Below are 16,418 nucleotides of genomic sequence, written 5' to 3'. Positions count from 1 at the left end.
ATGAAAATATTACTCAGTTTCAATCGTATAAGTCTGTGTAAAAGTTCCAAAATCGATATCCGTTAAACTGATAATGTCCAAGTTGACATTTTTAATTTGAAATTTTACGGTGATGATGCGTTGGTAAGTGTTTGGGTTAAACTCCTTGTAATCAAAATTATCTTTGGAAACTTTATTTAAATACCTCGGAACTGATGGTGTGTCAGTAGCTTCATCAAAATCATCTCTAGGGTTACCGTTGCGATTTTCATCTTCTAAATTAGTCAATATACCGTCGCCATCATCGTCATTATCTAAGTAATCTGGTATGCCATCCCCATCTGTATCTTGTGCCTTTGATAAGCCGTCAGCTTCGGAATAGTTGTGACCTTCATTTTTGGTCAATACATTATCATTGTCATCGTCAGCGTCTAAATAATCCGGTATCCCATCACCATCTGAGTCGGTAGGATTGGTTGCAGGATTGTTATCACCATCTGAATTTTCATCTTCAAAAGCTGATGGGATTCCGTCAGCATCATCGTCGATAAACGTCGTCAAAGTAGTCACAATGCCTGATGTGGCAGCGTAATCATTAATTATGTTGGTGTTGGCATCTGGCAACAGATTACAAATCAAATTTTCAGGGTTGCCATCGTAAGTTCTATAATTAAACTTTGTGCTCGACCCGTTAATTTCGAAAGTACTGGCGTAATTATTCGTTTCCGGATCAAAAATAAGTCGGGTTGTGGAGTTATTAGGGAATATTAAGCTCAACGATTCTGATGGATCTGTTTTCGTGTCATATAAAAAATAAACCGATGCATCCAAACCGCACATGGCGAGTTGTTTGTCAAAATCCAATTCTACATTAATAATATCGCCATCGTCACACGCTACCAATAGTAGGCTCAAACTTAAAAAGTAAATAATTCTTTGCATTTCCATCAATTAAGCCACAAAAATAAGGCATTCTCTAATTTATAACGTCTCATCTCTCAAATAATTTTATTTGGAGTATTTTTGCATATCACAAGCGATTCTCCGGCTTACACATATATATATTTAGTACGAACACAAAACTCGAATATGTGTAAAAGGATACTTAGAATCTCAAGTAATTTTAAGAGCTACACCCCAATATTCACTACAAATTATAGTTATGACACAGGTTTATTTTGATAATGCAGCAACAACACCCATGCGAGATGAAGTTATTGAAAAGATGACGGAAGTGATGCGCCAATATTATGGTAATGCTTCTTCTACACATGGATTGGGACGGTCTGCTAAATCGTTAATTGAAACCTCAAGAAAGACCATTGCTTCATTTTTTAATGTCCATGCTTCAGAAATCGTATTTACGGCCGGAGGCACGGAAGCGGATAATTTAGTGTTGCGGAGTGCTGTAAGAGATTTGGGAGTTACCACAATCATTACGAGTAAATTGGAGCATCATGCGGTATTGCATACGGTGGAGCAGCTTCAAAAAGAATACAATATCTCCGTAAAGTATGTTAAGTTATTAAAACACGGGGTGGTCGATTTACAAGATCTTGAGGGTCTTTTGCAAACGTCAGACCAAACATTGGTGAGCCTGATGCACATTAATAATGAGATTGGCAATACATTGGACCTTCAGAAAGTTGCTGTTTTATGTAAAGCACATCAGGCCCTATTCCATAGTGATACCGTCCAATCTGTAAGTCATTATCAGTTAAATCTACAGTCTATTCCTGTCGATTTTATCGCGGCTAGCGCCCATAAATTCCACGGTCCAAAAGGGGTTGGTTTTGCCTTTATACGTAAAGGATCTGGCATTAAAGCCTCCATATTTGGTGGGGAACAAGAACGGGGCTATCGCGCGGGTACTGAAGCCATCCACAATATAGTAGGGATGGAAACTGCCCTTAAACTCAGTTATGAAAATCTTGAGGCTGAACGCAAGCAAATTTCTGAACTAAAAGCCTATTTTATTGAGCAGTTGAAAAACTTATCACCAGACATAACTTTTAATGGTAATTGCGAAAATGCAGAGAATAGTACTTATACGGTTATTAACGTGTGTTTGCCCATTGCCCCGGAGAAAGGAGGGATGCTGCATTTTCAATTGGATTTGAAAGGGATTGCCTGCTCAAAAGGATCGGCTTGTCAAAGTGGAAGCAATCAAAATTCGCACGTCCTCTCTGAAATATTAACGGCTGATTATTTAATGAAGCCTTCAGTACGGTTTTCATTTTCGCGTTTTAATACCCAAGCAGAAGTTGATTATGTGATTTCAGTATTAAAGGATTTTATTTAAAATGTTTTGCTGAAATTATTCTTAAACCGAAGTTACGGGAGAAACAACTTATAACTTCATCGCTAACCGCACATTAAAAACACGCGGACTCAGGTAATTGGGGATGGCATATTGGCGTTTGCTGTACACATCTCTCACCCAGGTGTTGGTGATCGCGTTCTGAACATCGAACATATTAAAAACTTCAACCCCAATGGTTAACTCTTTAAGCTTGTTCTTCCATTGGGAACTGTAGGTTTTGTTCCGATCAATAATGGCATAGGAAAACCCAACATCAGCACGCTTATAATCGCGCAATCTATTTTGGTAGTCATATGGATCAGCATAACTCGGAGATCCTCCAGGAACACCGGTGTTGTACACCAAATTGAGATACACTTTTAACTCCGGAATGTTTGGTACGTAGTCTTGAAACAACACACCAAATTTTAAACGCTGATCCGTAGGTCGGGAGATATAACCGCGATCTCCAATATTCTCTTCGGTTTTAAGATACCCAAAACTGAACCAAGATTCCGTGCCCGGAACAAATTCGCCGTTCAATCGTAAATCTACCCCGTAAGCATAAGCCTTTGCATTATTAGAGGCGCGATACCGAATACGGACATTCTCTAAGGTGTAGGGATTGACATCTGTCATATGTTTATAATAGGCTTCAGAAACCAGTTTGAACGGGCGGTCCCACATTTTAAAGCTGTATTCATTCCCTAAAACCAGATGAATGGATTTCTGGGCTTTGACATCTGGTCTGACAATTCCGGACGAATCGCGTAGCTCCCTATAGAAAGGGGGTTGGTAATACACGCCGCCTGCAATTCTGAACAATATATCTTTGTCCCAATCAGGTTTAATAGCAAATTGTCCTCTCGGACTAAACACCGTTTGTGCACTGCTTTTAATGCCGTCGCCATTGACGGTCCAATGATGTGCTCTCACTCCAAAATTATAAAACACGTCATTCGAGCCCAATTCTGAACGTTTGCTCCATTGCGCATAAGCCTGAAAGCGATCAATTTGGACCTGGTTTGTAGCGCGTACATTTTGAAATGCTACTAACGGTCCCTGATACGGTTGGTAAGGTTGGTCTTTGACAATATTCAAATTAGGCGGATTGATTGAAAATCCTGCCGAGTCAATAACTTCCCATTCCACCAAGCGATCCCGAATATCTTCATGGGTGTATTTAATGGACCACTCAAAAGTATGATTATTCAGTTTATAATCGCCCTTATGTTCAATTGTGCTTATTAAAGCGTCCAAGTCATTTCTAGCGTGGGTCAGCTGCGATCCGATACCTTCACTAAATTCTACTTCACCTAAATTTTCATCGCCTATATTACTGTTGACTTCCCCTAAACGGTATTGGGCCAATATATCAAAATACTCTTCTTCAGTGGTGTGATATGTAGCTGCGATAAGTTTAAGAGTGAGTGCATCACTGGCAAAATAATTGGCCTTAAATGCTCCAAAGTAAGTGTTGTAATTATCTTTTTCCTGACCTTCATAATAGACTAATAATGCTTTGGGATCGTCAATAGTTCCAAAATTAGTCTGTCGGTTTTGAGGCTGAAAGGTATAGGAGTTGCTAGAAATATTTCCTAAGAAATTAAGCTGAAATTTATCAGAGAACTTATAGGTTATATAAGTCTGAGCATCGGCAAAAACAGGTTTAACAGTGCCTTCTGTTTCTAAAGAATTTAAAATTAAACTGTTGTCTCTATAACGCAATCCTATAATGCCCGATAGCTTTGAATCTTTCGTTACTGCTTCCGCAGAAACACTGCCGCCCAATAAGGAAGCTTCCGCATTCAACCCAAATTTGATGGGATTCTTATAGGTAATATCTAAAGCTGAAGACAGTTTGTCGCCATATTTGGCTTGAAATCCCCCAGCGGAGAATTCGATATTCTGCACTAAATCTGTATTGACAAAGCTTAGACCTTCTTGTTGTCCTGAGCGTACTAAAAAAGGGCGGTAGACTTCAATTTCATTAACGTACACCAGATTTTCGTCAAAATTTCCACCGCGTACGGAGTATTGAGTGCTCAGCTCATTTGAAATGTTGACCCCAGGTAAGGTTTTTAAAATGTTCTCAACCCCAGGTTGTGCACCTTTAATGTTTCTGAGCACATCCGGTGCTATGCTTGTAACTCCGGCTACTGATTGGCGTTGGTTGCTATTGATGACAACGGTAGCAATTTGCTCTACATTCAAGTTCATGACCGGATTAAATTCTATAACCTGTCCGTTCTTAAGGTTGAAGTTAACTAGGACACGTTTATATAGAAGATGCGTAAAAATCACGGTTACATCGCTTTCTGCAAGGATTTTAAGTTCGTAAAAACCGTATGCGTTCGTGGTTGTACCGGTACCGTTTGCCGTAACGTTAGCATTATCAACGGGTACATTGGCAGCATTCAACACTACTCCTTTTATAGTTGCAGTTTGTGACCACCCCAAAAAGGGCAATAACAGGATGACGAGGCGCAACAAGTAAGAATCTAGTTTCAAAGAATGCGTGTTATTTTCTAAAAAATGTTGCTTCAAATGTAGAGCTATTTCCTACGTTATCAGTAACGACAAGTTTTACTTCATTTTTAGTATCGGTGACCACATTATCGTTAAAATCGAAGGTTAAGGTGTTGGTCTTGTACTCATATTCAACTAAAATGAATTTCCCGTTAATAGTTGCTCTGTAATTACTGATTCCTGATAGGTTATCTGTGATTTTGAATTTAAGATAGCGAAAATTGCTCAACCATTTTCCATCCTGAAAGTTTGTTGCTGATATATTTGGGCCTTGAGTGTCCATCACCAAAGCATAGGTGCCTAATGCGTTGGAAGAAGCCGTTAGTATATCGCCGTTCCTTTTTGTATTTAGGTAACTAGGGTAATTTCGAGAGCCGATGAGTTCAGCAATATATAATTTATCCTTTTCAGCATTTTTGTATTTACTGACATCGTAGGTAATGGTAATATTTTTTTGAAGCGGTATAATGTCTTTATGTAAATATAAGGTGTCATTACGCACTTTAAAATCGATAAAGGCATCCTCATAAAAGCTGTTTGCCGGAATAAAGACACTAACGTTGGACTCGTTAAGATTGGTAGGTTGGTCCGAAAATATGTAGGTTTTAGCAGTAGTATCCACAAGGGTTGGGGTTGTGGGTGTTGTTTTTCCGTTAATAGGAATGGTAACCCAGGATTCATTGTCATGAAAATCCTTGATGCGAATCTTGTACACAGAAGCAGTACTGTCTTCAATTATCACATAGCCGTTATTATCGAGGTTTTGATACATACTGAGCACGTTGCCTTGCTCGACAAACAGCTTTTGAATACGATTTCTTTTGGTTTTAAAAAATTCATAATCTAAAAACCTATTGATATGTCTGGATTCTGTGAATGAAAATCGGTTAAAATCCATTTCAAACTTTTTATGCCCATTAAAGAAAGTTTCCAATCCGTTAATACCGTTTTGGTTGACCGCCAAATCCTGCGAATCATAACTGACAATTCCAAACCCGATGGTGCCATGCGCAGTCACACTTTCTACAGTATAATCTTTTGTTTTAGTAGGGATCAGTCGCAATTCCACCCGGCCTGTTTTCCCGTTTACGGATGATTGATCATCTTTGGTATACGCATAAATGCCTCTGACATAAGGTGTCTTTTTATCCTGAACTTCTAGGCCGAATAATAAAGGGTTGATGGTACGTTCTTGCTGGTCCCGAATTTCAAAATGTAAATGCGGGCCGCCAGAACTTCCAGTATTTCCTGAATACGCTATGATTTCGTCCTGATTTACTTTTAACTCATCCACGGCAGGAAATAATTCCACTTCATAAGATTCGTTTTTATATTGCGCCGCTTTTACATAAGCTTCTAATATAGGCGCATAACTGGAAAGGTGTCCGTATACACTGGTGTAGCCATTTGGGTGGGTGATGTAAATCACCTTTCCATATCCATAATGTGATACTTTAATTCGGCTGACGTAACCCTCTGCAACTGTGTATACATTGTGACCTTCACGTTGCTGGGTTTTGATGTCCAAACCTGCGTGAAAGTGGTTGGTTCTCAATTCGCCAAAAGTACCAGAAGGAATGATTGGAATGTCTAAAGGACTTCTAAAATAATCCGTAGGATAGTCTACTTGAGCAAATGCAAAAGAGCTGATAAGAAGAGGGATAAATAAAAATTTCATAGTTAAATTTAAAAAGCTAAAATTATTAAAAAAAGTTAGGAGTGCCTAAAGTAATGCGGTTTATCGTTGCCCCATGTTAAAGCATAATTGGCAAGGATGTCCTATTGAATTTATTCTATTTATTAACTCTAATTTCTAATTTTTCGTACTGTGTTTTCAACAACTCAGTTATAGTAAAGTGTTGTCTGGTTTATTTTTTGGGAAAAGCTGTAATGCATAGTTAACTTTAACAGAGGTAAGTGGTTTAAAATTATGACTTTAAAAATTTTCAAAATTTATGACAAAACAATTGCGATTTTTGATAAGGTATGTTAACTTTGTTACATCAGTATTGAAATTTGTAAATGAGTAAAGTTGAAGATATCGTTGATGCTTTAGAGAATAAAATCAGCAAAGTTTTACACAAGCAGGAGGTTTTAAACCAGACCAATGTTAAGCTTTCTGAAGAATTGGCTAGTTATCAGCAAAAAATCATTCAGCAGCAAGAAGCTTTGAGCTCTTGGGTTGAAAAATATGAAGCCCTCAAAATTGCGAATTCAATGTTGGGCAGTGATGAAAATAAACGAGAGACAAAGCTCAAGATAAATACATTAATAAAAGATATAGATCATTGTATAGCACAATTATCTGAATAATGTAAGCATAGTATTTGATGTCAGAACAGCTAAAAATTAAGCTATCCATTGCTAACAGAGTGTATCCGCTAACGATTGCACCAGGACAAGAAGAAGGATTGCGTAAAGCCGCTAAGAAAATTGAATCTATGATTGGTCAATTTGAGCAAAATTATTCCGTGAGGGACAAACAAGATGTTTTAGCCATGTGTGCTTTACAATTTGCTTCTCAAGTGGAACAGAAAACAATAGATAAAGACAATGTTAGTGAAGATGTCAAAAATAGATTATCCGCTTTAGACGATCTTCTTCACTCACATTTAAGCTCTTGACGTTCTTTAAAATAAAATAGGTTACTGCCTACATTAGTTATTTATTTGATAAACTCAACATTATTTCTTTAAAAAGGGTGAGTTTAAGTTGTAAAATCGAGCTGCCTTTGAGCAGATTTTTGATCAGCTTGTTAGCCCTATACTTGTTTTTAAGGAGTTTATACTAAATTCGAAGCTGATGTAGGCTTTTTTTTTGCTTAGACTGAACATTTTCAACCAAATGTTTTGTTATGCTAAGCCTGTTGATATCCGGGTCTTAATTGATGTCAGAATTTTTATAAACTAAACTAAACATGGAAAATACAATTTTATTAATTGTTGGAGGGGCAATACTGGGCATCATACTCGGCTTTATTATTGCAAAAACACTTGAAAAGAATAATGCTTCTAAGCTGATTAAAAACGCACAGGACGAATCTAATTCGATCATAAAACAAGCTAATTCTGAAGGCGAATCGATAAAAAAAGACAAACTTTTACAAGCAAAGGAAAAATTTATTGAATTAAAATCTGAACACGAGAAGATTATTCTTTCCCGTGATAAAAAAATAGCAGAAGTTGAAAAGCGCACCCGTGATAAAGAGTCTCAAGTGTCTAATGAATTAGCCAAAAACAAAAAGCTTTCCCAAGAAATAGAAGAGAAAATCAAAGATTATGACTTTCGTCTTGAGTTTTTAGAAAAGAAGAAGGAGGAAGTTGATAAAGCACATAAGAGTCAAGTTAAGCAGCTTGAAGTCATTTCAGGATTGTCTGCTGAAGAAGCTAAATCACAACTTGTGGAGTCGCTCAAAAATGAAGCTAAGGCTGATGCTATGGCCTACATTCAGGACACTTTGGAAGAAGCGAAGCTAACGGCCCAGCAAGACGCAAAGAAAATTATCATTAATACAATTCAGCGTATTGGTACGGAAGAAGCTATTGATAACTGTGTGTCAGTATTCAACATAGAGTCTGACGATGTTAAAGGCCGTATTATCGGTAGAGAAGGTAGAAACATTCGCGCCATTGAAGCTGCCACCGGCGTAGAGATTATTGTGGATGATACTCCAGAAGCGATCATATTATCCTGTTTTGACTCCGTGAGACGTGAAGTTGCCCGTTTATCGCTTCATAAATTGGTCACTGATGGACGTATCCACCCGGCCAAAATTGAAGAAGTCGTTCAGAAAACGCAGAAACAAATCGAGCAAGAAATCATTGAAGTTGGAAAACGTACAGTGATCGACTTAGGAATTCACGGATTGCATCCAGAATTAATTAAGTTGGTCGGGCGTATGAAATACCGTTCTTCTTATGGTCAAAACTTATTACAACATTCACGTGAAGTTGCAAAACTCTGTGGGGTGATGGCGGCAGAATTAGGCTTGAATCCGAAAATTGCCAAACGTGCCGGTTTACTTCATGATATTGGAAAAGTACCAGATTCTGAAGCGGACATGGAAACACCTCACGCTATTTTAGGAATGCAATGGGCTGAGAAATACGGTGAAAAACCTGAAGTGTGCAATGCTATAGGTGCCCATCACGATGAGATTGAAATGACCACCTTGCTAGCGCCTATCGTTCAGGTATGTGACGCTATTTCAGGAGCTCGACCAGGCGCAAGACGTCAAGTGTTAGATTCTTATATCCAACGACTGAAAGATTTGGAAGATGTAGCCTTTGGGTTTAATGGCGTCAATAAAGCTTATGCTATTCAGGCAGGACGTGAGTTAAGAGTAATGGTAGAAAGTGAGCGTGTCTCTGATGAGCAGGCAGCAAATCTATCCTTCGAGATCTCACAAAAAATACAGACTGACATGACTTACCCAGGTCAGGTAAAGGTTACTGTGATACGAGAAACGCGCGCAGTAAACATTGCAAAATAGAAATTAAACTAAAGTTTTATAAGAAAGTCTGGCCCTGTGCTAGACTTTTCTGTTTTTACCGGTAATGGTAAAAGTGGTTCCAACATTCACTTCACTGGCCACTGTTATAGTTCCACCATAACTTTCAATTTGATTTTTAATCAAATATAATCCAACTCCTTCAGCATTTTCATTGTTATGAAAGGTTTTGTACAATCCGAAAATATCGTTGCTATACTTTTCTAAATCAATACCAATTCCGTTATCAGAAATAGAAAGTTCAAATTTATTTAAGTCATACATAAAGTCGATGGAGATTATAGGATCGCGTTCTGGGTGCTTATACTTAATAGCGTTCGACAATAAATTCTGGATGATACTTTCAAAATAGGAATAGTTGTAATACAGGAATAGTTTTTTTGGGATGTTATTATGGATGGTTGCATTATTTTCCGTAATTACAATTGCCAGCAGTTTCAAAATATGATCTATGGCATCTGAAACGTAAATTTTAGTCGTTTTCATTGTTTTGCTGTTCTGAACATTCACCACATCGTGAAGGTTTGAAATGGTTTTTGAGAGAGAGGTCGATAATGAACGCAGATGTATAATAATTTCCTTTTTCTCCATAGCAGTGCTCGCATCTTCATAAAAATCCATTAAACTTTCAAAATTAGCTGTGTGTTGTTTTAAATTATGCGTAACAATATGGGCGAAATTCATCAATTTGTTATTGTGCGCTGTAGTTAATACTAATGATTCGTGAATGATATTTTCATTGAGCTTATGTTTGGTGATGTCCGTGTGGGTTCCTATAATGCGCTTAGGATTGTTGTGACTGTCCCATTCTACAATTTTCCCTCTATCGCGAATCCATTTGTAGGAGCCATCTTCACAACGCACACGGTGTTCGTTTTCATACATTGGGACCAATCCTCTTAAATGATTCTGAAAGTCGCTTAAATAGCGCTCGCGATCGTCTGGATGCACACGGTCATTCCATGCATCCCTATGTGATCCAAATTTGGGATCCGTAACTCCGATTATATTTTTGGAACCTGAAGAAAAATGTATTTGATTGGCAATCGCGTCAAATTCCCAGACCCCAATACCTGAGAACTCCAATGCCAATTGCCATTTATGGTGATCCTCAGAGGCAGCGTGGGTCATAGCGTTTTAGTTAGGATTTGAAATCATTTTTTCAAGTAATTTATGGGGAGAAATTACTTATTCCGAAAAAAATCTAATCATCTTATTATAGGGGAATTAAGAGTAAGTTAAGAAATATATGACGGAACAGAAAATTTAATTTGTTTTGAACTAAAAATTTGACTTTATGGACGCAAGCGCGTAGCTATTATCTATATTTCGAAATCTGGAAATTAGCTACAGACTTTAAAACAGCTCAATTATTTTCTGGGATGATATTTTAAAAGCACTTCTTTCAAATGACTTCTATCCACATGCATATAAATTTCAGTGGTTGTGATGCTTTCATGTCCGAGCATTAATTGTATAGCCCTTAAATCAGCGCCATTGGCCAATAGATGCGTGGCAAAAGAATGTCTGAAGGTATGCGGAGAGATGGTTTTGTTCAGTTCGATGTGCTGGGCGAGTCGTTTTACTATGGTAAAAACCATGGCTCGGGAGAGTTGGCGGCCTTGGTGGTTTAAAAATAAAGTGTCCTGAAATTCTTTTTTGACATTGATGGCGGTGCGGACTTCATCTTTGTAGAGCGTAATATAGTTTTGGGTTGATGGTCCAATCGGAACAAAGCGTTGTTTATCTCCCTTTCCGTTCACCTTAATAAAACCTTCATCAAAAAATAAATCGGAAATTTTCAGTGCGGTCAACTCACTTACACGTAAGCCACAACTGTATAAAGTTTCCAGAATTGTGCGATCGCGCTCACCAATACGTACACCGTTGTATTCCTTGGTTAAGTCTATGGCTGAAATTAAATTATTAATATCCTCTAAACTCAATGTATCAGGAAGTTTTCGACCCGTTTTTGGTGATTCTATATGATCTAGAGGATTGATTTTTATATAATCTTCAAAAATCAAATATCCAAAAAAGCTTCTTAACCCTGAAATAATTCGCGCCTGCGATCTTGCGTTGAGCGTTTTGGAAACCTCATAAATAAATTCTTGAAGCGTGGTGTGTTTTATGGTGATTGGTGAAGCTTGGATGCTATGATTTTCTAAAAATAGAATTAATTTCTTAATATCATAAGTGTAATTAGCAACCGAGTTGGCCGATAATCCGCGCTCAATTTTAAGATACGATTGAAAATCATTTAGGGCATCAATCCATTTCATTGGATACTAGAAAAATTTGGTGTCTAAAAAGTGATAGACAATAATAAACTATTTGTCCCACAATAACGCAATATGTGCGTTTAATAAACGCCAATTTAACTCGAATAACGAATTTATTCAAGAGTCATTTACGACTCATGCGGATTGTAAAAATTTCCAACTAAAAAAGTATCAAACATGGAATTCTTAAATGATTACATTTGAAGAATAGTCGAAATCTGTAAGATTTTTACAGTCAGCATCTTGCCTTATTAACATCATCAAAATTAGCTTAAGTCAGGGTATACGGGGCTTAAACGACCTAATTCATAATAATTGTTAAAAAACTCAAATTTCAGTTAAACTGTGTTAATCTAAAATGTGGTAAGTCTTTACCTACTTATCTTTGTCAAACAATTTTTAAAACAAAACCTATGAAAAATTTATTTTTAGCAGCGACGGTGGGACTTTTTAGTGTCACTTCAATTTTTGCACAATCAGATGTTATTTCATCTCAGTTTGGTGTAAAAGGTGGTTATAACCTATCCAATATTACCAGTGATGATTTTGGGGATTCTGACCAATTATCAAGCTTTCATTTAGGATTATTTATGGAAATCCCAATTAGCGAGCGCTTTTCAGTTCAGCCAGAAGTGTTGTATTCAGGTCAAGGATTTGCAAGTTCAATAGGAAACGCTGAAATAGAGCATAAGGTAGATTATATTCAGGTCCCATTAATGGCTAAATTATATTTAGTTAAAGGATTGTATGCAGAGGCAGGACCACAATTTGGCTTTAAAGTTAAAGAAGAGATTGATTACAAGCCTAATTCTGATGGTGGCGAGACTACAATCGATCCTGATGATTCTCAATTAAGAGGTTTTGATACCAACTTAGCTTTAGGAACGGGATACAAATTTAACAACGGATTCTCTTTATCGGCGAGATACAATTTTGGATTAAACAATATTTACAAGGACGATTCTGCAATTGCAAATTTGACAAATATTGACGCTAAAAATTCAGTATGGCAATTTGGTGTAGGCTTTTCATTCTAATCCATTAGCTTGCATTGCACATCATAAATCTTATAAAAGGAAGCCATTGGCTTCCTTTTTTTGTACGCTATTCTCCCTATTTTTTAATACTTTTAACTTATGAAAAAATTAATGATCATTAATGGTCCCAATTTAAATTTATTGGGCACCAGAGAACCTGATGTTTATGGAAGTCTATCTCTACACGAGTTTTTAGATACGATAGCAGAAAAGTATCCTACTGTGGAAATTTTTCATTTTCAATCGAACATTGAAGGCGAATTGATTTCTAAAATTCAAGAAGTTGGATTTACTTATGATGGGATTATTTTAAATGCAGCCGCCTACACTCATACTTCAGTGGGCATTGGCGATGCGGTTAAAGCCATTACTACTCCGGTGATAGAAGTCCATATCTCCAATACTTTTGCTCGAGAGGAATTCAGGCATCATTCGTATATCGCTCCCAATGCCAAAGGCGTGATTCTTGGGTTTGGGTTACAAAGTTATGAATTGGCCATACAAAGTTTTTTAAACAAATAGGGATAAAATATTTTAGATTAGTTTTAGTTGTGCTTTTGTGACACTTGTAATAATTTAAAGGCTCAAAATTACGAGACAAGATATTGAATGAAAGCCGGATGGAATTTGATATTTTTAATTATTATTCAGCCAAATTACAGGTCCTATTCCAAGACTGAAAGGAGGATTTTATAGCGCTGCCTTTGTACAATTTCCTATATTGATAATTTTCTGTCCATTTAGCTTGAAGCATTGAACATATTTGTTGTGGATTTCAACTTTTTGAATGTGCTCATTTATGCTTAAGACCAAGTTGCTAAAAAACTTCACCTATTGGCAGGACCAAGTCTGACTTATTTTTTTGATTTTTATAGCATCAAATTAAAATTTGGTGCGGATATCAGTTCACATTATAATATTACGAATGCTTTAGATGTGCACGTCAAATATGCCTAAGGTTTAAATGAATTGGAGCCAAACGGTCTGTTTTTGGGCTTAGCATAAGACTTCAGATGTAGTTATAAACTTATTGCCTCATCAAGTATTACTAACATGATTCGCGGTCAGGTTGGCGCTATAAATCAGATTCAAAATCTTAAGGCGTCTTAGTTCATATTGTTGTAGTGGGTTATTATTAGAAATGCTATTTTAAAACAATTATAATGGAATAGTGAATGTAAAAATGGAACCTTTTCCAATTTTGGAAACAACATTTATTTCACCTCCCAATAGTACAACCAACTCTTTGGCAATTTTTAGTCCCAAGCCACTTCCTTCGTGACCACGAGTCATGGATGAATCTTCCTGAGAAAACATTTCAAAAATCAATTTTAGTTTATTGGTTGCAACACCTTTGCCAGTATCCTGTACTAAAAACTCAATATGTTTAGATGTTACTTTATAGGTGCAAGTTACGCTTCCTTCATTTGTGAATTTAATAGCATTATCCAAAAGCTTATATAGTATTTTTTCCAACAACATAGGGTCTGAAGTCACTTTCAGAGCATTATGATCTGCTGGAAATAAAACATCAAAGTGAATGTTCTTTTCTGAAAACAAATCCTTTGCTTTTTTAGTTATATACTCAAACCAAGGTTTTAACAGGAATTCCATTTTATCCACTTTCACAGCATCTGAAAAAATCATGGACATGTCCATATAATCCGTAATAGTGTTCATGAGGCGGTTACTTGAAGTGGATAGACCGTTAAACAATTCAGCTCGTTCCTCAGAAGAAAAATCGGTCTCAGCAAGCATTTGCCCAATACCCAAAATGCCATTTAATGGGGTTCGTATTTCATGGGAAATAGTGTTTATGAAAGCAGTTTTTATTTTATCGGATTGTTCTGCCTTTTCCTTCTCAAGTACCAATAAATTTTCCTGAGCTTTCCGGTTTTGAATATTTACCATTAGTTCAGAAAAAAAAGTAAGAATCACTTCTTCTCTTTTGGAGTATCGATGAAAGTTCCTAACACTATCGAAACCTATGAAACCTATACATTTGCCAGATTGCATGAGGGGCAAAGTAAATAAGCTTTTTACACCTTGAGGCTCAAGGATCTTTTTTACACCATCGTCTGGTTTTAAGGCATTAACATCAGAAATAGCTAGTTTATTACCTTTTTTATGGGCATCTACCCACCATGGAATGTCATCAATGGATACGGCCTGCAGCTGTTTTATTTCAGGAGTAATACCTTCATTACACCACTCATAGGTATTTCTGCAAATCTGTTTTTCCCAGTCATAATCAAAAATATAAACTCGGTCGGCATCAACGAAATTACCCATAGTCTCCAAAGTCTTTTCAATTTCTTCTGAAATATGATTAAGGGGTATATTGATAAATAATTTGGCCATATTGGCGAGCAAGGTAAGGGTGTGTTGAAAATTTTTAACATTACTTATATTCAATGCAGTACCTACGTTGCGTACAATCTTTCCTTTGGCGTTTTTTACAGGAACGGTCTTTATCCTCTTGATATACGGAATCAAAAAAAGACTCAGGGTTATCGTACAAGCTCTGGCAGCTGCGGCCCCAAACTTTCTCATAGGCTGGGTTTACATAAATCATCTTTGTATAATCAGCACTACTGAGCCAGAAAACTTCGCTTATATTTTCAGTAATCTCACGAAATTTTTTTGCATTATCTATAGCTTCTTCTTTGGCTATTATTAACTCTTCCTCTTTATTCTTTATATCAGATATATCGTGATGGGCACCCAACATTCTGATAGGTTTTCCATCTTTATTGCGAACTGCCATTCCACGGCAACGTATCCATACGGTAGAACCGTTTTTATGGGTATATCTTACAATCTGTTCATAAGGGTGGTTTGGATCCTCGAAGTGTCGGGTGAGAATTTCTGTGGTAAGCTTTAAATCATCTTGGTTTATAATGTCCTGCCACGCACTGGTTTTATGTGGCATCCCATTGGGATCATAACCTAAAGCCGTCCAAAATCTGGCATTCATCCATTCGTTCTCCGGATTTTCCAAATCCCAATACCATAAACCATCTAACGCACTTTCCTGTATAAAATCAAAAATACTTTCATCAGTTTTTATTAGATTATAGAGTTCTTTCTTTAAGTACATATTCAAGATATTAATTTAATTATGATAGGTTATAACATCCTTGCAATGGTAAATGATCATTAAGGAAACTAAAAGTAATGAAATGTGGATGAAGTACTTAGGTCACACTTTTAATTATTAATCATTAAGGTTTAATAAAAGCAAGAATTATTTAATTATATTTTATTTACTACTAATTTAAGATTAGTATTTTTTTAAATAGTCGCTCTTTAAAAATAAGCTACCAATTAAATAATCAGTGTTTCTTTTCTGCACTGTCAATTGTCGAACCATTTTTAGGAATTTTCTATAAATTTCATCAGAATTAGATATTACAAATGTCCTTAAGACCAAAACCCTCTTTTCTGCTATGCAGATCAAATTGAGCCAAAGCTCTGATATTTCACTAAGAGATACACACTTTAAAAAAGAACAAAAAGCTGACTTGATCAATGGGCCTTTTGGTCAACTGTATTGTGTGGGTTCTGAATCGTGTTTTTTAAAAGCCTATTAAAACATTGAATCCGGCTGTTGCAAATAAGTTTTAATAGACAATAACTACTTTAATCCATCCTGTTTTAGGTAGCGCAGCTTAAATTTACGTTGTATTTAAGAAGTGAATTTATATTTGCTATTTTTTCGCGAAGAACAATGCTTTAAACATATAGTTTCAATAAGAAAAGCGATTCAAAATTTTTGA

General features: G+C 36.5%; 13 protein-coding genes and 1 other RNA gene. 7 read left to right on the top strand and 7 right to left on the bottom strand.

Annotated features, from left to right (window positions below; translation table 11 throughout):
- Positions 1–9 precede the first annotated feature (9 nt).
- Positions 10–921 (bottom strand): hypothetical protein, encoded by a 912-nt coding sequence (locus ES711_RS13580; RefSeq protein ID WP_146893845.1) that lies wholly within the window; start codon positions 919–921, stop codon positions 10–12.
- A gap of 220 nt (positions 922–1,141) precedes the next feature.
- Between ES711_RS13580 and ES711_RS13575 the strand changes: the two genes are divergently transcribed.
- Positions 1,142–2,281 (top strand): cysteine desulfurase family protein, encoded by a 1,140-nt coding sequence (locus tag ES711_RS13575; RefSeq protein WP_146893844.1) that lies wholly within the window; start codon positions 1,142–1,144, stop codon positions 2,279–2,281.
- A 48-nt stretch (positions 2,282–2,329) separates the two neighbouring features.
- Here ES711_RS13575 and ES711_RS13570 read toward each other — a convergent pair whose 3' ends face one another.
- Together ES711_RS13570 and ES711_RS13565 are read right to left on the bottom strand one after the other, a co-directional pair.
- Positions 2,330–4,792, bottom strand: coding sequence for a TonB-dependent receptor plug domain-containing protein (locus ES711_RS13570; protein ID WP_146893843.1), 2,463 nt, complete (start codon positions 4,790–4,792; stop codon positions 2,330–2,332).
- Between the two features lie 10 nt (positions 4,793–4,802).
- Positions 4,803–6,488, bottom strand: a complete 1,686-nt coding sequence (locus tag ES711_RS13565; RefSeq protein ID WP_146893842.1) for a M23 family metallopeptidase — start codon at positions 6,486–6,488, stop codon at positions 4,803–4,805.
- A gap of 344 nt (positions 6,489–6,832) precedes the next feature.
- On the opposite strand from ES711_RS13565, the gene ES711_RS13560 reads away from it, so the two are divergent.
- From ES711_RS13560 to rny, 4 genes are all read left to right on the top strand, one after another.
- Complete coding sequence (locus ES711_RS13560; protein WP_146893841.1) at positions 6,833–7,123, top strand: hypothetical protein; 291 nt, start codon at positions 6,833–6,835, stop codon at positions 7,121–7,123.
- Positions 7,124–7,140: 17 nt separating this feature from the next.
- Positions 7,141–7,434 (top strand): cell division protein ZapA, encoded by a 294-nt coding sequence (locus ES711_RS13555; protein ID WP_146893840.1) that lies wholly within the window; start codon positions 7,141–7,143, stop codon positions 7,432–7,434.
- Positions 7,435–7,486: 52 nt separating this feature from the next.
- A non-coding RNA gene (ssrS, locus tag ES711_RS13550) (6S RNA) lies at positions 7,487–7,594 on the top strand.
- 133 nt (positions 7,595–7,727) lie between these two features.
- The gene (gene rny, locus ES711_RS13545; RefSeq protein ID WP_146893839.1) at positions 7,728–9,302 is read left to right on the top strand and encodes a ribonuclease Y; all 1,575 of its coding nucleotides are present in this window, start codon (positions 7,728–7,730) and stop codon (positions 9,300–9,302) included.
- Positions 9,303–9,341: 39 nt separating this feature from the next.
- Here rny and ES711_RS13540 read toward each other — a convergent pair whose 3' ends face one another.
- Positions 9,342–10,451 (bottom strand): sensor histidine kinase, encoded by a 1,110-nt coding sequence (locus ES711_RS13540; protein WP_146893838.1) that lies wholly within the window; start codon positions 10,449–10,451, stop codon positions 9,342–9,344.
- 239 nt (positions 10,452–10,690) lie between these two features.
- Complete coding sequence (gene xerA, locus ES711_RS13535; RefSeq protein WP_146893837.1) at positions 10,691–11,602, bottom strand: site-specific tyrosine recombinase/integron integrase; 912 nt, start codon at positions 11,600–11,602, stop codon at positions 10,691–10,693.
- Positions 11,603–12,015: 413 nt separating this feature from the next.
- Here xerA and ES711_RS13530 point away from each other — a divergent pair, with 413 nt between their 5' ends.
- On the top strand, positions 12,016–12,639 hold the full coding sequence (locus ES711_RS13530; protein WP_146893836.1) for a porin family protein: 624 nt from the start codon (positions 12,016–12,018) through the stop codon (positions 12,637–12,639).
- A 99-nt stretch (positions 12,640–12,738) separates the two neighbouring features.
- Entirely contained in the window at positions 12,739–13,161 is a 423-nt protein-coding gene (aroQ, locus tag ES711_RS13525; protein ID WP_146893835.1) for a type II 3-dehydroquinate dehydratase, read from the top strand.
- A 636-nt stretch (positions 13,162–13,797) separates the two neighbouring features.
- Here aroQ and ES711_RS13520 read toward each other — a convergent pair.
- Together ES711_RS13520 and ES711_RS16295 are read right to left on the bottom strand one after the other, a co-directional pair.
- Positions 13,798–15,000 carry a GAF domain-containing sensor histidine kinase gene (locus ES711_RS13520; RefSeq protein ID WP_170245275.1) on the bottom strand — a complete coding sequence of 401 codons (1,203 nt, stop codon included), beginning with the start codon at positions 14,998–15,000 and terminating at the stop codon, positions 13,798–13,800.
- Between the two features lie 40 nt (positions 15,001–15,040).
- Positions 15,041–15,739: a PAS domain-containing protein gene (locus tag ES711_RS16295; protein WP_211363078.1), complete on the bottom strand. Its 699-nt coding sequence runs from the start codon at positions 15,737–15,739 to the stop codon at positions 15,041–15,043.
- Positions 15,740–16,418 lie beyond the last annotated feature (679 nt).

Source organism: Gelidibacter salicanalis, assembly GCF_007997285.1.
Lineage (GTDB): Bacteria > Bacteroidota > Bacteroidia > Flavobacteriales > Flavobacteriaceae > Gelidibacter > Gelidibacter salicanalis.
This window is presented reverse-complemented; position numbering and strand designations above follow the sequence as displayed.

Excerpts from the sequence above, each read along its gene's own strand:
- ES711_RS13580 (WP_146893845.1), bottom strand. The coding sequence starts at position 921 with ATGCAAAGAATTATTTACTTTTTAAGTTTGAGCCTACTATTGGTAGCG.
- ES711_RS13575 (WP_146893844.1), top strand. The coding sequence starts at position 1,142 with ATGACACAGGTTTATTTTGATAATGCAGCAACAACACCCATGCGAGAT.
- ES711_RS13565 (WP_146893842.1), bottom strand. The coding sequence starts at position 6,488 with ATGAAATTTTTATTTATCCCTCTTCTTATCAGCTCTTTTGCATTTGCT.
- ES711_RS13560 (WP_146893841.1), top strand. The coding sequence starts at position 6,833 with ATGAGTAAAGTTGAAGATATCGTTGATGCTTTAGAGAATAAAATCAGC.
- ES711_RS13555 (WP_146893840.1), top strand. The coding sequence starts at position 7,141 with ATGTCAGAACAGCTAAAAATTAAGCTATCCATTGCTAACAGAGTGTAT.
- rny (WP_146893839.1), top strand. The coding sequence starts at position 7,728 with ATGGAAAATACAATTTTATTAATTGTTGGAGGGGCAATACTGGGCATC.
- ES711_RS13540 (WP_146893838.1), bottom strand. The coding sequence starts at position 10,451 with ATGACCCACGCTGCCTCTGAGGATCACCATAAATGGCAATTGGCATTG.
- xerA (WP_146893837.1), bottom strand. The coding sequence starts at position 11,602 with ATGAAATGGATTGATGCCCTAAATGATTTTCAATCGTATCTTAAAATT.
- ES711_RS13530 (WP_146893836.1), top strand. The coding sequence starts at position 12,016 with ATGAAAAATTTATTTTTAGCAGCGACGGTGGGACTTTTTAGTGTCACT.
- aroQ (WP_146893835.1), top strand. The coding sequence starts at position 12,739 with ATGAAAAAATTAATGATCATTAATGGTCCCAATTTAAATTTATTGGGC.
- ES711_RS13520 (WP_170245275.1), bottom strand. The coding sequence starts at position 15,000 with ATGGCCAAATTATTTATCAATATACCCCTTAATCATATTTCAGAAGAA.
- ES711_RS16295 (WP_211363078.1), bottom strand. The coding sequence starts at position 15,739 with ATGTACTTAAAGAAAGAACTCTATAATCTAATAAAAACTGATGAAAGT.